16 protein-coding genes are annotated in these 16,829 nt (G+C 60.7%); 3 read left to right on the plus strand and 13 right to left on the minus strand.

Annotation, left to right across the window (positions count from 1 at the left end; translation table 11 throughout):
• Positions 1 to 19 precede the first annotated feature (19 nt).
• From clpP to rph, 5 genes are all read right to left on the minus strand, one after another.
• Complete coding sequence (gene clpP, locus A6764_RS16795) at positions 20 to 607, minus strand: ATP-dependent Clp endopeptidase proteolytic subunit ClpP (protein ID WP_255309773.1); 588 nt, start codon at positions 605 to 607, stop codon at positions 20 to 22.
• A 172-nt stretch (positions 608 to 779) separates the two neighbouring features.
• A complete protein-coding gene (tig, locus tag A6764_RS16800; protein ID WP_029097523.1) occupies positions 780 to 2,072 on the minus strand; it encodes a trigger factor in 1,293 nt (430 codons plus the stop codon).
• A gap of 131 nt (positions 2,073 to 2,203) precedes the next feature.
• Positions 2,204 to 2,728, minus strand: a complete 525-nt coding sequence (locus tag A6764_RS16805; protein WP_065068119.1) for a metallophosphoesterase family protein — start codon at positions 2,726 to 2,728, stop codon at positions 2,204 to 2,206.
• Between the two features lie 41 nt (positions 2,729 to 2,769).
• Positions 2,770 to 3,372, minus strand: a complete 603-nt coding sequence (locus A6764_RS16810) for an XTP/dITP diphosphatase (RefSeq protein WP_029097525.1) — start codon at positions 3,370 to 3,372, stop codon at positions 2,770 to 2,772.
• Positions 3,365 to 4,147 (minus strand): ribonuclease PH, encoded by a 783-nt coding sequence (gene rph, locus A6764_RS16815; RefSeq protein WP_029097526.1) that lies wholly within the window; start codon positions 4,145 to 4,147, stop codon positions 3,365 to 3,367. Before rph ends, A6764_RS16810 begins: the two co-directional genes overlap by 8 nt.
• A gap of 244 nt (positions 4,148 to 4,391) precedes the next feature.
• Here rph and A6764_RS16820 point away from each other — a divergent pair, with 244 nt between their 5' ends.
• Positions 4,392 to 5,633, plus strand: coding sequence for an MFS transporter (locus tag A6764_RS16820; protein WP_065068118.1), 1,242 nt, complete (start codon positions 4,392 to 4,394; stop codon positions 5,631 to 5,633).
• Positions 5,634 to 5,693: 60 nt separating this feature from the next.
• On the opposite strand, the gene A6764_RS16825 is transcribed toward A6764_RS16820, so the two are convergent.
• Together A6764_RS16825 and racE are read right to left on the minus strand one after the other, a co-directional pair.
• Complete coding sequence (locus tag A6764_RS16825) at positions 5,694 to 6,758, minus strand: GerMN domain-containing protein (protein ID WP_029097528.1); 1,065 nt, start codon at positions 6,756 to 6,758, stop codon at positions 5,694 to 5,696.
• Positions 6,759 to 6,894: 136 nt separating this feature from the next.
• Positions 6,895 to 7,707: a glutamate racemase gene (racE, locus tag A6764_RS16830; protein WP_029097529.1), complete on the minus strand. Its 813-nt coding sequence runs from the start codon at positions 7,705 to 7,707 to the stop codon at positions 6,895 to 6,897.
• 166 nt (positions 7,708 to 7,873) lie between these two features.
• On the opposite strand from racE, the gene A6764_RS16835 reads away from it, so the two are divergent.
• Both A6764_RS16835 and A6764_RS16840 read left to right on the plus strand, forming a co-directional pair.
• The gene (locus A6764_RS16835; RefSeq protein ID WP_065068116.1) at positions 7,874 to 8,827 is read left to right on the plus strand and encodes a superoxide dismutase; all 954 of its coding nucleotides are present in this window, start codon (positions 7,874 to 7,876) and stop codon (positions 8,825 to 8,827) included.
• A gap of 195 nt (positions 8,828 to 9,022) precedes the next feature.
• On the plus strand, positions 9,023 to 9,400 hold the full coding sequence (locus tag A6764_RS16840; RefSeq protein WP_029097531.1) for a DUF3899 domain-containing protein: 378 nt from the start codon (positions 9,023 to 9,025) through the stop codon (positions 9,398 to 9,400).
• Here A6764_RS16840 and A6764_RS16845 read toward each other — a convergent pair.
• Genes A6764_RS16845 through A6764_RS16870 form a run of 6 tightly spaced genes read right to left on the minus strand, consistent with a single transcriptional unit; the run spans position 9,397 to position 16,811 of the window.
• A complete protein-coding gene (locus A6764_RS16845) occupies positions 9,397 to 10,347 on the minus strand; it encodes an ABC transporter ATP-binding protein (RefSeq protein WP_065068115.1) in 951 nt (316 codons plus the stop codon). The genes A6764_RS16840 and A6764_RS16845 overlap by 4 nt on opposite strands.
• Entirely contained in the window at positions 10,344 to 11,366 is a 1,023-nt protein-coding gene (locus A6764_RS16850) for an ABC transporter ATP-binding protein (RefSeq protein WP_029097533.1), read from the minus strand. The genes A6764_RS16845 and A6764_RS16850 overlap by 4 nt, the downstream gene beginning before the upstream one ends.
• 21 nt (positions 11,367 to 11,387) lie before the next feature.
• Positions 11,388 to 12,326, minus strand: a complete 939-nt coding sequence (locus A6764_RS16855; protein ID WP_238550906.1) for an ABC transporter permease — start codon at positions 12,324 to 12,326, stop codon at positions 11,388 to 11,390.
• Between the two features lie 9 nt (positions 12,327 to 12,335).
• Entirely contained in the window at positions 12,336 to 13,268 is a 933-nt protein-coding gene (locus tag A6764_RS16860; RefSeq protein ID WP_029097535.1) for an ABC transporter permease, read from the minus strand.
• A gap of 18 nt (positions 13,269 to 13,286) precedes the next feature.
• Complete coding sequence (gene pepV, locus A6764_RS16865; RefSeq protein WP_065068114.1) at positions 13,287 to 14,729, minus strand: dipeptidase PepV; 1,443 nt, start codon at positions 14,727 to 14,729, stop codon at positions 13,287 to 13,289.
• A 12-nt stretch (positions 14,730 to 14,741) separates the two neighbouring features.
• Positions 14,742 to 16,811: a sigma-54 interaction domain-containing protein gene (locus A6764_RS16870; RefSeq protein ID WP_065068113.1), complete on the minus strand. Its 2,070-nt coding sequence runs from the start codon at positions 16,809 to 16,811 to the stop codon at positions 14,742 to 14,744.
• Between the last annotated feature and the right edge of the window lie 18 nt (positions 16,812 to 16,829).

Genomic DNA, 16,829 nt, shown 5'->3' on the forward strand with positions numbered 1-16,829 from the left:
CGCTTCACCTCACAACGGGTCAGTTTTTCCGTTCAATAATGGCGTCAATCAATCCGTACGCTTTGGCTTCCTCTGCGCTCATGAAGTGGTCACGATCGGTGTCCTTTTCCACACGTTCGTATGGCTGACCCGTCCGTTCCGCCAGGATTTGGTTGAGCTGGCGCTTCGTTTTCAAAATCCAGTCCGCGTGGATGCGGATGTCCTCCGCCTGGCCGCGTACGCCGCCGAGCGGCTGGTGAATCATCACTTCGCTGTTCGGCAGGGCAAACCGCTTCCCTTTTGCCCCCGCCGCCAGCAGGACGGCTGCCATGCTGGCCGCCATGCCGATGCAGATGGTGGACACGTCCGGCTTGATGTGCTGCATCGTGTCGTAGATGGCCATGCCCGCCGTCACGGAACCGCCCGGAGAGTTTATGTAGAGTTGAATGTCCTTATCCGGGTCTTCCGCCTGCAGGAACAGCAGTTGGGCGACCACCAGGTTGGCCACTTCATCGTCGATCTCGCTGCCGAGAAAGACAATCCGGTCCTTCAGCAGGCGCGAGTAAATGTCGTACGCGCGCTCGCCGCGGTTCGTCTGTTCAATGACCATGGGGATTAGCATATGTATCTCCTCCTCTGCTGTCAAAGAGGTAGTGTGCAGCCGCCGATACGAGGGCTGCGGCCGAAAAAACGCAAGATGGTGAAAAACAAGGCACGAACATTATCGTGCCTTGTATATCGTTTGGCAGTCGGGTCAAGCGGGAACCTGCCTGCCGGTCGTTCATGCGTTCTTCCTAAGATTATGCACTGACTTTGTTTTCTGCAACCAGGAAATCGACCGTCTTCCGCGTCTGCACGTCGCGGTACAGGGCAGCCATACCGTCTTGAGCGGTGAAGATTTTGCGCAGTTCGTCGGCAGGACGACCGTATACGCCCGCCAGCTTGTTCAGCTCTTCGTTCACATCTTCTTCGGTCGCGGTGATGTTCTCCGCCTTGGCGATTGCCTCCAGGGTCAGCGCGGTGCGCACGCGGGTGGTCGCGTCAGGGCGAAGCTGTTCGCGAAGCTGGCTTTCATCGGTGCCGGAGAACTGGTAGTACAGGTCCAGGTTCAGGCCTTGGAACTGCAGGCGCTGACCAAATTCGTTCACCATTTGGTCCAGTTCGTGCTCGATCATTACGTCCGGAATGTCGATTTCGGCGTTTTCCGCCGCTTTCAGCACGAGCTGCTCGCGGATGTACTGCTCCTTCTCCTGAGCCGCTTTTTCTTCCAGCTTTTTCTTGGTGTCAGCCTTCAACTCTTCCAGCGTGTCGAACTCGCTCACGTCTTTGGCAAACTCGTCGTCCAGCGCCGGCAGGTTTTTGCGCTTGAGGCCGTTCAGCTTCACCTTGAAGACCGCGTCTTTGCCGGCCAGGCTCGGAGAGTGGTACTGTTCCGGGAAGGTGACGTTGATCTCCTTCTCCTCGCCTACGTTCATGCCCACCACCTGCTCTTCAAAGCCGGCGATGAACGTGCCGGAGCCCAGTTCGAGGGTGTAATTTTCTGCTTTTCCACCCTCAAAGGCAACGCCGTCCTGGAAGCCTTCGAAGTCGATCACGGCCAGATCGCCGTTTTGCGCCGGGCCTTCTTCCACGGCCACCAGCTCGGCGTGGCGCTCCTGCATGCGCTTCAGTTCGGCTTCCACGTCCGCGTCGGTGACGTTGAACTCTTTCGATTCGATGGTCAGGTTTTTGTAGTCGCCCAGCTTCACTTCCGGCTTCACCGTTACGGTCGCCTTGAAGATGAGAGGTTTGCCCTTTTCCATCTGCTCAACGTCCACCTCGGGACGGTCAACCGGTTCGATGCCGGTTTCCCGCACAGCTTGTCCGTAAGCGGCCGGAAGCAGGATGTCCAGAGCATCCTGGTAGAGCGCTTCCACGCCAAAACGCGCTTCGAACAGCTTGCGCGGCACTTTTCCTTTGCGGAAGCCCGGAACGTGCACGTTCTTCACGACCTTTTTGAACGCCTGATCCAATGCCGCATCCACTTGCGAAGCATCTACTTCAACCGTCAGGACCCCCTGGTTATTCTCTAACTTTTCCCATTTTGCTGCCACGTAAACTTCCCCTCCTAGATTGAATCCACAGAACACCGCCCGCAGTGACCGGTTTGCAGTCGGCACGGGCGATGCAATTCTAGCCATTATAACCATTTAAGTATAGCACATATTCACCATTTTTCAAGAAGTCAGCGCCGCAGGGAAAAACTCCCCCCCAGCCGGTCCAACGGGTTGCCGCGGTGGTCGTAATAGGTGACCTTGACGCGCACTTCCCGCTTTTTCTTCTCAAGCTGTTCCAGGTACGCGTAGGTGGGAACGTCAAAACCGCGGGGGAGCTGCAGGCTGCCCGGGTTGAGAAACAGGATGCCCCGCTCGACGCCGCAGACCGGAACGTGGGAATGGCCGAACAGCACGACGTTGGCCCCCGTTTCCTCCGCCCGGTAGTGCAGCCGCATGAGCGAGCTTTTCACCCCGAACAGGTGGCCGTGCGTCTGCAGGATTTTCAGGTCCTTCCACTCGGTCAGCTGTTCGTCGGGAACGTCCCCGGCCGCATCGCAGTTGCCCTTGACCAGAACCATGCCGGCAAAGGGTTCCCGCTGCCAGTCGACGCAAAAATCGCCGCAGTGAAAGACCTTGTCCGCCGCGTGGCGTTCCACCGTCTCTTTCACTTCGCGAACCAAGCCGTGCGTGTCGCTCAGGATCAGAATGCCCACTGTACCGCACTCCCTTCTGCCTGTATTCTGCCGATGAACCGCTATCCCTGCCGCTTGATCGCCGCCAGCAGATTGCGCATCGCCATCGCCCGGTGGCTGATGCGGTTTTTCTCTTCCGGCGACAGCTGCGCCATGGTCAGCCCCTTGTCCGGCAGGTAAAAGACCGGGTCGTACCCGAAGCCGTTGGTGCCCTGCGGAGCTTCGGCGATGACGCCCTCACAGGTGCCTTGGGCCACGACGGGCTCGCTGCCCGGTTCCGCTAGGACGAGCACGCAGCGGAAACGTGCCGTCCGCTGCTGTGCCGGCACTCCGCGCAGTTCGTCCAGCAGCTTTCGCCAGTTTTGCTCATCGCTGGCGTGTTCGCCGGCATAGCGGGCGGAATAGACGCCGGGGCGTCCCTCCAGCGCGTCCACCTCCAGGCCGGAGTCGTCGCCCACGGCCGGCATGTTCAGGTATGTAGCAACGGTCATCGCTTTTTTCAAGGCGTTGGCTTCAAACGTGTCGCCGTCCTCCACCACTTCCGGCACGCCTTCAAACGCTTCCAGGCTGACGCCTTCCCAGCCCAGTTCGGCGAACAGGCTGTTGAATTCCTTTACCTTTCCTTTGTTCCGCGTCGCCAGCACCACTCGTTTTCGCTCAGACATGACTCTCCTCCGCCACCGTTTCCTGATCGTTTTCGTTGTCGTCCGCAAACGTCAGCGGTACGTCGGCCAGCGCTTCCTTTTGCGCGGCAATCAGTCCGTCGATGCCTTTTTTCGCCAGGGAAAGCAGTTCCTGAAGCTGCTCGCCGGTAAACGGCGCTTCTTCGCCCGTGCCCTGCAGTTCGACAAATTTGCCCCGTCCGGTCATGACGACGTTCATGTCCACCGTGGCCGTCGAATCTTCTTTATAATTGAGGTCCAGCATCGGGTGGCCGTCGATGATGCCGACCGAGGTCGCTGCCAGAAAATCGCGCAGCGGCATCTGCTTTATGGTGCCGGCCTCCACCAGCTTTTGCATCGCGTCCACCATCGCCACAAATGCGCCGGTGATCGCCGCCGTCCGCGTACCGCCGTCGGCCTGGATCACGTCGCAATCCAGCCAGATGGTGCGCTCTCCCATCGCTTCCAACTGAACGACCGAGCGCAGCGCACGGCCGATCAGCCGCTGAATTTCCATGGTTCGTCCGCCCACTTTGCCTTTGGACGATTCCCGTGGGTTGCGTGACTCCGTGGCCCGAGGAAGCATGGAGTATTCGGCTGTAATCCACCCTTTTCCGCCTCCGCGCATGAACGGCGGCACGCGATCCTCCAGTGTCGCCGTACAGATTACCTTGGTGTCTCCTACTTCGATTAGACAAGAACCTTCCGCGTGTTTGATGTAATTGCGCGTAATCTTGACTGGGCGCAATTGGTCACGGTCACGGCCATCAAGTCTCATTCCATGTTTCCTCCTAGCTTGCTATCGTCAACTCCGCTCATTATACCAGACGCAGGAAACCCTCTGCCACTCCGCAAAGCCCTGGAACGCATTTCCGAAGCTGTGGAAAAATCCGCTGCCGAAAGCCCGGAGAAAAATCCATCCGTTCGGCGGGAACGAAACTCCGGCAAAGAGGGGTCTTGCGCACACACACAAATTTGACTAATATCTAATTAGACAATTAACTAATTAAGGGGTGATTCTTATGACGTCCTCCCTGCTTTTGCGTCAAGCCAATTTTCGCAGGCTGCTGCTTGCCAACTTTTTCAGCGGAGTCGGGGATTGGTTCAACAGCGTCGCCGTCCTGAGCCTGCTGTTGGAGATCACCGGCACGGCCATGGCCGTAGGCATTACGCTGGCGCTCCGCACCTTGCCCTACCTGGTGTTCGGGCCGCTCGGCGGGATGTTGGCCGACCGCTTCAACCGCAAAGCCGTCATGGTCACCTGCGACCTGGTGCGGGCGGTGATCGCCCTCTGCTTCCTGTTCGTCTCCTCCGCTGACGACGTCTGGATCGTCTACGCCGGAACGTTTGCCCTCGTCGCCTTTTCCGCGCTGTACAACCCGGCGAGGATCTCCCTGATCCCGGACGTCGTCGAACGCGATCAGCTCCTCTCGGCCAATGCGCTGGAGGAAAGCGTGTTCGGGATCGTGATGGCGGCCGGATCGCTGGTCGGCGGCGTCTTTGCCGCCTATTGGGGGACGGATGCCGCGTTCGTCTGCAACTCGCTTTCCTTTGTGCTGTCCGCGGCGCTGATTCTGCGGATTTCCCTCCCCCCGCGATCAAGCGGTGTCCGACGTGAAGCGGACAAGGAGGAGCGCAAAGCGAACGAACCGTCCTACCGTGACCTGTTTTCGCTGATCCGCCAAACTCCCCTGGTCCTGTACACCCTGCTGATGACGACCTTGTGGCCGATCGGGGGAGGTATTCTCAACGTGCTGATCAGCGTCTACGCCTACCAGGTGTTTGCGGCCGGCAAAAGCGGAGTCGGTCTCCTCTACGGCGCGATCGGACTCGGGTTCATCGTCGGCGGCGTGGCGGCCGATCTGCTGAAACGGCGGCCTTACCACATGGCTTCCTACAGTCTCGCCGTCGAAGGCTTCGCTCACGTGCTGACCAGCTTCGCTCCCACCATTTACCTGGCGGCCGCCTGCTACGCGCTCTCCACCGTCGCCGGGGGGATGGGCAACGCCAGTCTGCGCACGCTCCTGATGCGGCATCTCAACAACGCGTACCACGGCCGTGTGTTCGCTCTCGAATCGACCATCTCCAGCGTGCTCATCGGCCTCTCGATGCTCGTCGGCGGATGGCTGCTCACCGTCTTTGAACCGCGGCTGCTCGGTTTTGCCGCCGGGCTGCTGATCACCCTCTGCTCGCTGATCCTCGGCGTCTTGATCTGGCAGGCCTCCCGGACAGCCGATAGCGCCGCCCCGGCTCAACCGGACTGACAGGTCCGCCGCAAACAAAAAACCACGCCTGCCGATTCGGGCGTGGATTCTCGCGCGCTGTCAAAACTGCATCGTGTTGATGTGGACGGGGCGGGCGACCGGCTTGGTGAAATCGTACGTTCCGCTGGTGAGCGGCTTGCCTTCCACCAGCAGTTGAACCTGTTTGGCCCCTGTGCTTTCGGTCAGCGAGAGAACCAGCGACTCCAGCGCTTCCGGATTGGCTTCCCTGCCGTCGTCGTACCTGAGGATGTCGCTGCTCAGATCGACAGTGACCAGGTCATTCTCCTGCTTCACATTCAGCACCCGGGTGGTGCGCAGGAGCGAGCTGAACAGCGGCGAATCGTCTTTCGGCCCTTTGATCAGCTCCTCCACCGCCGCTTTGGCCACGTTCTCCGTCTCCGGCACCAGGCGGGTGACCGGCACGAAATAGGAGCGCTTGTCATCCAGTTGTCCCTGAAAATAGACCGTGACCGACGTGGTGCGGCCGGGAACGGCCCCTTCCGCCAGCTCCAGGTTGATCCCGAGGCTGCGGTCCAGAGCGGACGAGATCGGGGTGCTGCCCACCGGCATTTCGGTAAGCGGCGTGCCGTTTACCCAGATCTGCACCCTTTTGACGTTGGCAAACTCGGTCAGCGCCCGGGTCACCGCGTCCAGAATCTGCTTTTCGTTCTTGCTGTCGTACGTTTTGAACTCCTTGGAAAAGTCAACCGTCGCCAATCCGTCCTTGATGACCAGCCCTTTTACCTCCGTCCCTTCAGGGAGTACCGCGGAAAAGCCGTTGGGGAGCAGGCTTTCCACCGGTCCGCCTTTGACCATGTAGGTCAGCACCTGTTTCGCCACCCCTTCCGTTTTGGGCAGGGTCAGCGTGAACGGCACCACGAATCCGTTGGCGTCCAGCAAGTAGACGGTACGATCGACCGACTCTGTGACCGCGGCCTCCGCCCCACCGGCTGTGCCATCCGTCGGCGGCAGACCGTTCGGTGTATTCTGGGCGGCTTCCGACTGCGGCGGGGGTGCATCGATGCTGGTGGCTTCCTTTTCCGGCCCGAAGAGACCGCACCCCGAAAGCAGAAGTGCGCTGACCCCAAGCACGGCCGTGATTGTGCCGATGCGATGTATCTTCATCATTACCCAGCCTCCTCCAGACACTTTGTACTATCATGTATACGAGCAGGGCTTGGGTTTATGCGTTGAAATGTCCGAAAAGAGTGAGAGCTGGCAGAAGAAAAACAGCGGCGCCATGGTTGGCGCCGCTTTTAGCTTAGGGTTGATACGACTGCTCCAGCGACCGGCGCTCCACCTTCACCCCGCAGCCCAGCCACTCCTCCGCGATGGAGCGGAAATTGTCGGCGTCGCCGCTGGTGAAGAACAGATGGCCGGGAGCCGAAGACGTTTCGCCCGCCCTCGCAATCGAGGCATGCCGGGTCAGTTCCCGCGCGGTTTCCTCCGCCGAGCTGATCAAGGTGACGGATGGCCCCATCACTTCCTGGATGACGGGGGCCAGCAGCGGGTAATGGGTGCAGCCCAAAATCAGCGTGTCCAATTCCTCCCGGATCAAGGGCTCCAGCGTCCGGGCCACCACCCGGCGCGCCTCCGCCGTATGCTGCTGATGGTGTTCCACCAGCGGAACAAACGCCGGACAGGCCAGGCCCGCCACATACGTCTCCGGCCGCAGCCGCAGCAGGGCTTGCTCGTACGCGCGGGTGCGAATCGTCGTCTCCGTCCCGATCACGCCGATCCGGCCGCTCCGCGTGGCCCGCGCCGCCGCCCGCGCTCCCGGCTCGATCACGCCGATGACCGGCAGCGGCAGATGCTGCTGCGCTTCCTCCAGGACGACCGCCGTTGCGGTGTTGCAGGCCACTACCAGGGCCTTCACGGGATAGTGGGTAACAAACTCAATCATTTGAAAACTGTAGGCGCGTATCTCTTCCGGCGACTTGGAGCCGTACGGGCATCGGGCGTTGTCGCCGAAGTACAGAATCCGTTCGTCGGGAAGCTGCCGCATCACTTCTTTCGCTACCGTCAGTCCTCCCACTCCTGAGTCAATAATGGCAATTGCTCGTTGGTCGCTCATAGGTGTGTCTCCCCTGTTGTGATGTCCATCTCCCAGCATACCACTTTTTTGCGTTTGTGGTATAACCATATGCGGTCCGCCTGTGCCACGTACTCCGCATATGCCGCACCATCGCTGGGCGCTTTTCATACGCTGGAATAGAATAGCGAGAAAAGGAGGAATCGCGTTGGAAGAACAGATCAAGCACCTCGTCAACTGGAGCCAGTGGGGCAGCCAGTGGATTGAGCATCTGCGCAAGTCCAAGCAGCTCGGCCGGGAGCTGGAGCGCCACCTGCACAAGTTTGACGAAGCGTTTACGCTTATCGGCCGCAAAGCGGCACAGATAAAGAAAGCCCCTCATCACGAGGCCGTTCCCGCGCTGATCGCCAAGGCGGAAGTGGTGCAAAAGCAGTTTCACCAATTCCTCCGCCTGATCCAGCACAACGAGCAGGAACAGCCGGAGACCTTGAAGGCCGCCTTTTCCTCGTCCCGCCAGCCGGTGCCCGTCGCCCGTCCCGTACCGGTCGGACGCCATACGCTGCCCCCTCTGCCGTACGCCTACGACGCCCTGGAGCCGTACATCGACGAAACGACCATGCGCATCCACCATGACAAACTGCACCGCAGATACGTGGAGGACCTGAACAAGGCCGAGCTGAAGCTGGCGGAGGCGCGGGCGAGAAACGACTTCGCCCTGATCCGCCACTGGGAGCGGGAACTGGCCTTTAACGGAGCCGGCCATTACCTGCACACGATTTTCTGGCAGGTGATGCACCCGGAAGGCGGCGGCGAACCGCACGGCGATCTGGCGGAATACATCCGGCGCTACTTCGGCTCGTTTGACGCCTTCAAAGCTCAGTTCACGCAAGCCGCCGTACAAGTGGAAGGACCGGGCTGGGCGATCCTCGTCTGGTCGCCGCGGGCGCAGCACCTGGAGATCCTCCAGGCGGAAAAGCACCAGAACCTCTCCCAGTGGGACGTCGTGCCCCTGCTGGTGCTGGACGTCTGGGAGCACAGCTACTTCCTGCAATACCAGAACCAGCGGGACACGTACGTCAGCAACTGGTGGAACGTCGTCAACTGGTCGGCCGTCGAGGAGCGCTTTCAGCAGGCGAGGCGGCTTCGCTGGCAGCCGTTCTGAAACGCGCAGCCCCTTCCGTCCCCCATCTGCCGGAAGGGGCGATGCATTTTATCATCGATTCAGCTCATTGGCATCCTTCTGCATTTGCGGTACAGTCAAATTGCCGGCTTCCGGAAAACATTCTCCGGCTCTCCACGTCGAATGGACGAAGCGAGCCGGTTACGCAACTTCCAGCCAAAGGACGTGAACGTGATCATGCCTGCACTTGTCATCCTTTTCCTGATCATCGTGTCGGCGGCCGCTCTGGCAGCCGGTCTGACCGTACCCGCCGAAGCGCTGCTTACGATCATCAACCGGAGTTTCCTGGCCGGACTCTTCCTGCTCGTCCTCGGCTGTATCGCCCTGGTCGTCCGCTCCGGGTTTTTTACCGTGTTTGGCGCCGGCTTCAAACGGCTGCAAGCACTCTTCTTCCGCCGTCCTCGCGTGATGGAGAGCGACTGGTACAACCTTGACGACCCGGTTTTCGCCCGAAAAAAAGAGACGTTCATCCGAATCGGAACGTCTCTTCTGCTCTGGAGCGGAGCAGCCCTGATCGTCTTTTCCGTCGCGCTGACCGTTTGGTACTACCGCTAGTCCGCGTACAGATGGCAGGCCGCCCAATGGCCTGTCCGCACTTCCCGCCACACCGGCTCCTCGATGGCGCAGCGCTCCGTCGCGTGCGGACAGCGCGTGCGAAAGCAGCACCCGCTCGGCTTGTTGGCCGGACTGGGCAGATCTCCCTTCAGGATGATGCGTTCCCGCTTCACCGTCGGATCCGGCACCGGCACGGAAGAGAGCAGCGCCTGCGTATACGGGTGCAGCGGCTCCGCATACAGTTCCCCGCTCTCCGCCAGTTCCACCAGCTTGCCCAGGTACATCACGCCGATGCGGGTGGAGATGTGCTTCACCATCGACAGATCATGGGCGATGAAGAGATAGGTCAGCCCTCTATGTGCTTGAAGGTCTTCCAGCAGGTTGACAACCTGGGCCTGGATGGAGACGTCCAGCGCGGAGATCGGTTCGTCAGCGACGATGAATTCCGGCTCCACCGCCAAGGCGCGGGCAATGCCGATCCGCTGCCGCTGTCCCCCGCTGAACTCATGCGGGTAGCGCTGCGCATGTTCCTTTCGGAGGCCGACCAACTGCAGCAGTTCGGCCACCCGCTCCCGTCTGCTTCCCCTGGCGAGGCCGTGGATGTCAAGCCCTTCGGCGATGATGTCCTCCACGGTCATGCGCGGATTGAGGCTGGCCTGCGGATCCTGGAAAATCATCTGCACGTCCCGGTTGAACTGTGCCACTTCCTTGCCTCTCAGCTCATGCACGTTCTTCCCCTTGAACAGCACTTCTCCGGCCGTGTGTTCATACAGTCGGACGATCGTCCGCCCGAGCGTCGATTTGCCGCAGCCGCTCTCTCCCACCAGTCCCAGCGTCTCCCCCTTGCGGATGGAAAAGGAGACGCCGTCCACGGCCTTTACCTCCAGTCCGTGACCGAAGGAAAAGTACTTTTTCAGTTCCTTTACTTCCACCAGCACCTCTGTCATTCTGTCTGCCTCCCTGCCGCGACCAGTTCCTCGATGCGCGGGGCGCGCGGGTCATGCAGCCAGCAGGCGGCCTGATGCCCCCCTCCGAACGCGGTAGGCTCCGGTATCTGCCGGTCGCAGATTTCCATGGCGAATTCGCAGCGGGCCGCAAACGGGCAGCCTTTGGGCGGATGGAACAGATCGGGCGGCGTCCCCTCGATCGGCACCAGCCGCTGCTTTTCCCCGTCCAGCCGGGGCAGGGAACGCATTAGTCCCCAGGTATAGGGATGGCGGGGATGGGAGAAGACGTCCTTCACGCTGCCGGTCTCCACGACCACGCCGGCGTACATGACCACCATCCGGTGGGCGATTTCCGCTACCACACCCAGGTCGTGGGTGATGATCAGCACGGACAGCCCCTGCTCCTCCTGCAGCCGCTTCAACAGATCGAGAATCTGTGCCTGAATCGTCACGTCCAGCGCGGTGGTCGGCTCGTCGGCGATCACCAGCTTCGGCTGGCAGGCCAGAGCGATGGCGATGACCACCCGCTGCCGCATCCCGCCGCTGAATTGGTGCGGGTACTGGTCGGCCCGCTTTTCCGGGTCGGGGATGCCCACCATGCGCAGCAGCTCAATCGCCCGCTTTTGCGCCTCTTCCCGCGAGACCTGATGATGGCGGACAAACCCCTCCACGATCTGTCTTCCCACCTTCATCGTCGGATTGAGCGCCGTCATCGGGTCCTGAAAGACCATGCCGATCTGCGAGCCGCGAATCTCCAGCAGCTCTTTTTTGCTCATCGCAGTAATCTCTTTTCCTTCAAAGACGATCCGGCCCTCGACGATCCGGCCGGGCGGGGCGGGGATCAGGCCCATGATCGCCTGGGCCGTGACGCTTTTTCCGCAGCCGCTCTCACCGACGACCGCCACCGTCTCTCCCTTGTCCACATGGAAGGAGACGCCGCGTACGGCCTGTACTTCCCCGCCGTACGTCTTGAAGTTTACTTTCAGATTGTCGATGGTCAGCAAATGTTGTTCGGCCATCGCCGTTTTTCCCCCTTTCTCTTACTCGCGCAGACGCGGATCGAGCGCGTCCTGCAGGCCGTCGCCAAACACGTTGAAGGCAAACATCGTCAGCGAGATCATCAGCGCCGGGAAAAAGAGGCGCCACCAGTCGCCGGTGAGGATGACCCCCAGCGCGTCGTTGGTCATCGTCCCCCAACTGGCTACCGGCGCCTGTACGCCCAGGCCGAGAAAGCTGAGGAACGACTCGGCAAAGATCGCCGACGGGATGGTAAACGTCAGGTTGACGATTATCACGCCAAACGTGTTTGGGATCAGATGTTTGAACAAAATGCGGGGAAACTTGGCCCCGAGCACCTGAGCGGCGAGGATGAACTCCTGGTTTTTCAACTGCAGGATTTGCCCCCGTACCAGACGGGCCATTCCCACCCAGCCGGTCGCGGACAGCGCGATGATGATCGTCAGCATGCCCGGCTCCATCACGACCATCAGCAGGATGACGACCAAGAGGTACGGCAGTCCGTACAGCACTTCGATCAACCGCATGATGACGGTGTCGATCCGCTCACCCCGCTTGCCCCTGCCGGCCATGTACCCGGCGACGCCGCCGACCGTCACGCCGATGATCAAGTCGATCAGCGCCGCCACCACCCCGATCGTCAGCGAGATCCGGGCGCCGTACCAGGTGCGGGCAAACATGTCCCGGCCCAAATCGTCCGTCCCGAACCAGTGCTCGGCGGAAACCGGTTTGTTTTTCATCATCAGACTTTGGTCGGAATAGCTGTACGGGACCAGATGCGGCCCGATGATCGCCATCGCGACCAGCGCGACGATGATCACGAGGCCCAGCATCGCCAGCTTGTTTTTCACCAGCTTGCGGATCGCCAGCTGGGCGTTGCTCAGGCTCGGGCGGGCAGAAACTGCGTCGGCCTGCTCCTGTTTGGCCAGCGGGCGAAACAGGGGATCGATTTTCTGTTCCATCGCCACTTCCTATCCCTCCTTGTTGGTCAACTTGATCCGCGGGTCGATCAGGGTGTACGCCAGGTCGATCAGAAAGATGGTAATAATCAGAATGGAGCTGTAAAAAACAGTCGTTCCCAGGATGACCGGATAATCGCGGTTGAAGATGCCGTCAACAAAGTACTTGCCGATCCCGGGAATGGCAAAGATTTTTTCCACGACAAACGTGCCGGTGATCAGCGAGGCAATCAGCGGCCCCAGGAACGTGACCACTGGCAGGATCGCGTTGCGGATGCCGTGTCTGACCACGATGGCCAAGGTGGGAATCCCTTTCGCCTCGGCGGTGCGGATGTAGTTTTGGTTCATCACTTCAATCATGCTGGCGCGCATGTAGCGGGTGATGATCGCCAACGGGCCGAACGCCAGCGCCAGCGACGGCAGCACCGTATGCATCCAGGTCCCCCAGGTGGCGACGGGAAAGATCGGCCACTTGATCGCTAAAAAGTTGATCAGCAGCGGGGCCATGATGAAGCTGGGGATCGCCACCCCGAGGACGGCCAGGGCCATCGCCGCGTAATCGAGCCAACGGCCGCGGTTGAGCGCGGCGACAATGCCAAAGAAAATCCCGAACACCAGCGCAATCGCGACCGCCTGCGCGCCCAGCAAGGCCGATGCGCCAAATCCGTCCGCGATCATGTCGTTGACACCGCGCGTATCCGATTTGATGGAAGGGCCCAAATCCAGCATGATCAGATTTTTCAGATAAAGCAGATATTGAATCGGCAGCGGCTCGTCCAGATGGTATTTGGCTCGCAGATTGGCGCGGATCTGCTCCGGCAGTTGATCCGAATCGGAAGCGAACGGATCGCCGGGAATCGCATGCATCAGCGAAAAGGTCAGCGTCACGATGATCCACAACGTCAAGAGCATCATCAGGAAGCGCTTTGCCAGGTAATGGGACATGGGTGCTCCTCCTTCTGGTTATTTGGCCAATTCGTACATCGCCTGGGCGTAGATCGCCATCGCCTGAAGCAGATCGTCAATCTCCGCGTATTCGTCCGCGAGATGGGCGGTCGACGCTTTTCCGGGGAACACGGGGCCGAATGCCACGCCCGCTTTCAGCGTCTTGGCGTACGTGGCGCCGCCGGAAGCGAGCAGGCGGGCAGGCTCTCCGGTATGCTGCTCATACACGCGGGAGAGCGTCCGGATGACGGGATGGTCCGCAGGCACGTAGTGGGACTTGGAAGTGCGCAGGCTTGACACCGTCCAGCCCAGTTCCTGGGTGCGTGCCTTCAGCCGCTCCACGTACGGCTCCGGCGACAGGGTGGCGGGGTAGCGGATGTTCAGCCGGACAGACCCGCCCTCGCTCCTGTCGTAGCGCAGGATACCCGCGTTGACGGTCAGCGCTCCGCTCACCTCGTCTTGACACGCGACGTTCAGCCGCTCGCCGTAGTGGTCTTCGTGCAGAACCTCGGCGAGGAAGCGGAGAAACATGCGATCGGAACCGGCAAACGGGGTGTCGTACAGAAAACGGGCCAGCAGCGTGCCGGCGTTGACGCCGTTGAACGGCTCCATGCCGTGAGCCGGTTTGCCGTCGAGTTGAAACGACAAAACGCCAGGCTCTCTCCGCTCCAGCCGTCCCGTCACACGGCTGGCAAGGAGAAACGCGTCCCAGCGCTCCGTCACCGCCGCCACGGCTGTTTCCGCCTCCGCTCCCGCCGGCACCGCCACCGAGGCGGTCGCTTTGTCCGGCACGCTGTTACCCTGATCGCCGGAGACGAACGACAGCAGCCGCCAACCGGCATCCGCCGCGGACTGCGGCTGTGCGGCCAGCGTCAGCGTCGGATTGATCTGCCCCTTTTCCGCGTGGATCATCGGAAACGACGCGTCCGGCGAAAAGCCGATTTCCGGTAGCGCTTCCCGTTCGGCGTAGTGCTTCATGCACAGCCATCCGCTCTCCTCGTCGGTGCCGATGATCAGGCGGACGCGTTTTGTGAGCGGCAGGCCCGACTGCTTGAGCAGCCTCAGCGCGAAATAGGCGGCCAGCGCCGGTCCCTTGTCGTCGATGGCGCCGCGGGCGTAGATTTTGCCGTCGCGGATGTGCGGCTCAAACGGCGGCGTCGTCCATCCTTCGCCAACGGTGACCACGTCGACGTGGACGAGCACCCCCACTTCTTCTTCGCCCTCTCCGTATTCCACGTATCCGGCGTAACCCTCCAGGTTTTTCACCGCAAAGCCGTCGGAGCGGCCCAATGCCAGCATGAAGTCCAGCGCCTGCGCCACTCCGTCGCCGAACGGTTTGCCCGGACCGGCGGTCGACATGTCCTCGATGCTGTTGATCGCCAGAAACGGCCGCAGCGTTTCCAGATAGGCATCGCGCTGCGCCAAGGCCTGCTGCTTCCAGTAATTGGAATGATCACTCATCTTTCTCCCTCCTCAGTTTATCTTCGGCCGTTTCCCGCAGCAGGCGAGAAACGCTGCCCCTTTGATGGACAAGCGGCTGCCCTGCCGTCCTTTGCCGACGTGTATCAGCCCGTCCTGCTGCAGCAGCTTCAAGCGGTATCGCAGTTGTTGGCCGCTCAGCTCGATCCCCTGCCGGCTGAGCTGCTCGCCCAACGCGTACCTACCGCCTCCCTGCTGTTTCAATGCATGCAGGATCGCGACGACATCGTCCAAAAAGCCGCGCTGTTCATATGCCTCGCACAGCGTCCGGCATTCGTCCGCGAGCACGTCGTCTGCGGCCGGAACGGCGGAAGACGCCTGCAAAAACGGCAGGTGGCTGGCATACACTTCCTCCTCCACCACGTGGGCCAGGTATTCCATCACGTTTTCCAGTTCCCGGATGTTGCCGGGCCAATCGTATTCCTGCATCGCCTTCAGCGCTTCCTGCGTGAGAGTAAACGGCGGGCGGCGCATCTCCAGGCAGTATTTGCGGATAAACTCCTCCGCCAGCAAGGGGATGTCTTCCGACCGCTGTCTGAGGGGCGGCAGATGGATCGGCAGGATGTTTAACCGGTAGTACAGGTCGGCGCGAAAGCGGCCTTCCCGCACCATGTGCTGCAAATCCTGGTTGGTCGCGGCGATGACGCGGATGTCGATCGGGATGACCTTGTTTCCTCCCACCCGCATGATTTGCCGCTCCTGCAGCACCCGCAGCAGCCGGTTTTGAATCGCACCGCTGGCGTCGCCGATCTCGTCGAGAAAAATCGTTCCCTTGTGGGCCAGCTCAAACCAGCCGATGTGTCCTCCCTTGCGCGCCCCGGTGAACGCCCCCTCCTCGTAGCCGAACAGCTCGCTCTCCAACAGCGATTCGGAAATGGCGGCAAAGTTCACACCGACGAACGGCTCCCGCCTGCGGGGAGAGGCGTTGTGGATGGCCTGGGCGAACAGTTCCTTGCCCGTCCCCGTTTCGCCGAGCAAGAGCACCGTCGAGCTGCTCCGGGCAATCTTGCGGGCGATCCGCAGCGCCTTTTGAAAGGAGAGGCTTTTTCCGCAGATGTCGTCAAAGTGGTACTTGGCCACCAGTCCCTTGCTGTACAGGCGCATCCGGTAGTCGTGTTCCATCTGTTCGATTTCCGCCGCCTTGCGGAACAAGAGCAGGCTGCCGAGAAAGCGCCCCTCCATGACGATGTGCATCTTGCGGAAAAAATACGTCCGGCCAGCCCAGTCCACCAGCACGTCGTCGTTTTCGTCGCACTGCCGGATCGTTTCGCAGAAGTCTGGCGGCAGACAATGGACCGCTTTTTCGCCCTGAACCGGCACGCCCTGCAGGTGAAGCGTGTCCACCGCCTTCTGGTTGATAAACCGGATGGTTTCCTTTTCGTCCATGGCGATCACGGCATCCTCGATCCGGTTGACGATCGCCTCCAGGTATTTGTGCAGCAGGTGGGCGTGATGGATTTCATTGTTCAGCTGTTTCGTGATGTCAATCAGCGACTGCATGGCGCGGGCGGTCACCCGCTGAAAATTGCCGCTGTCAAAATGGGCGTAGATCTCCAGCCAGGTGGACAGGTCGATGACGCGGAAGCCGATGTCCACCACTTTGCGGATGGTGTCCGGCACGTGCTCCGCCTCACCCGGCGTGACGGCAATCTCGATGTCGCGCGGATAGTCGGCCCCCGGATAGTACGGGTAGAGTTCAAAGTCCATGCCGGAGTCGATCAGCAGCCTGACCGTCTCCTCCGCCGTCTCCGCCGTGTCGCTCACAAGCAGCACCTTTACGCCTTTGGGTATTTCCAGCATCTCCCGCAAATTGTGGTACGGCAGCATCCGCTTGGCCACGATCACCTTCGCCCCCGGCGGCAGATACGCCGCCACCTGCGGATAGATGCTTTTGGAGGACAGGACAACGAGCGAACCGTCCACAATCGGCCGGTACGGCAGTTGATCCACGCGCCTGCCTTCGATGTGAAAATCCTCGGAGATGCCCAGCTCGCGGCATTGGCTGACCACAGACTGCAAGAATTCGTCCATTTTGGCGACAAACGTTACCGTTTTTTTCTTCATCGGAACCCGCTCCATGCT

The organism is Brevibacillus sp. WF146, from assembly GCF_001673705.2.
GTDB lineage: Bacteria > Bacillota > Bacilli > Brevibacillales > Brevibacillaceae > Brevibacillus > Brevibacillus thermoruber.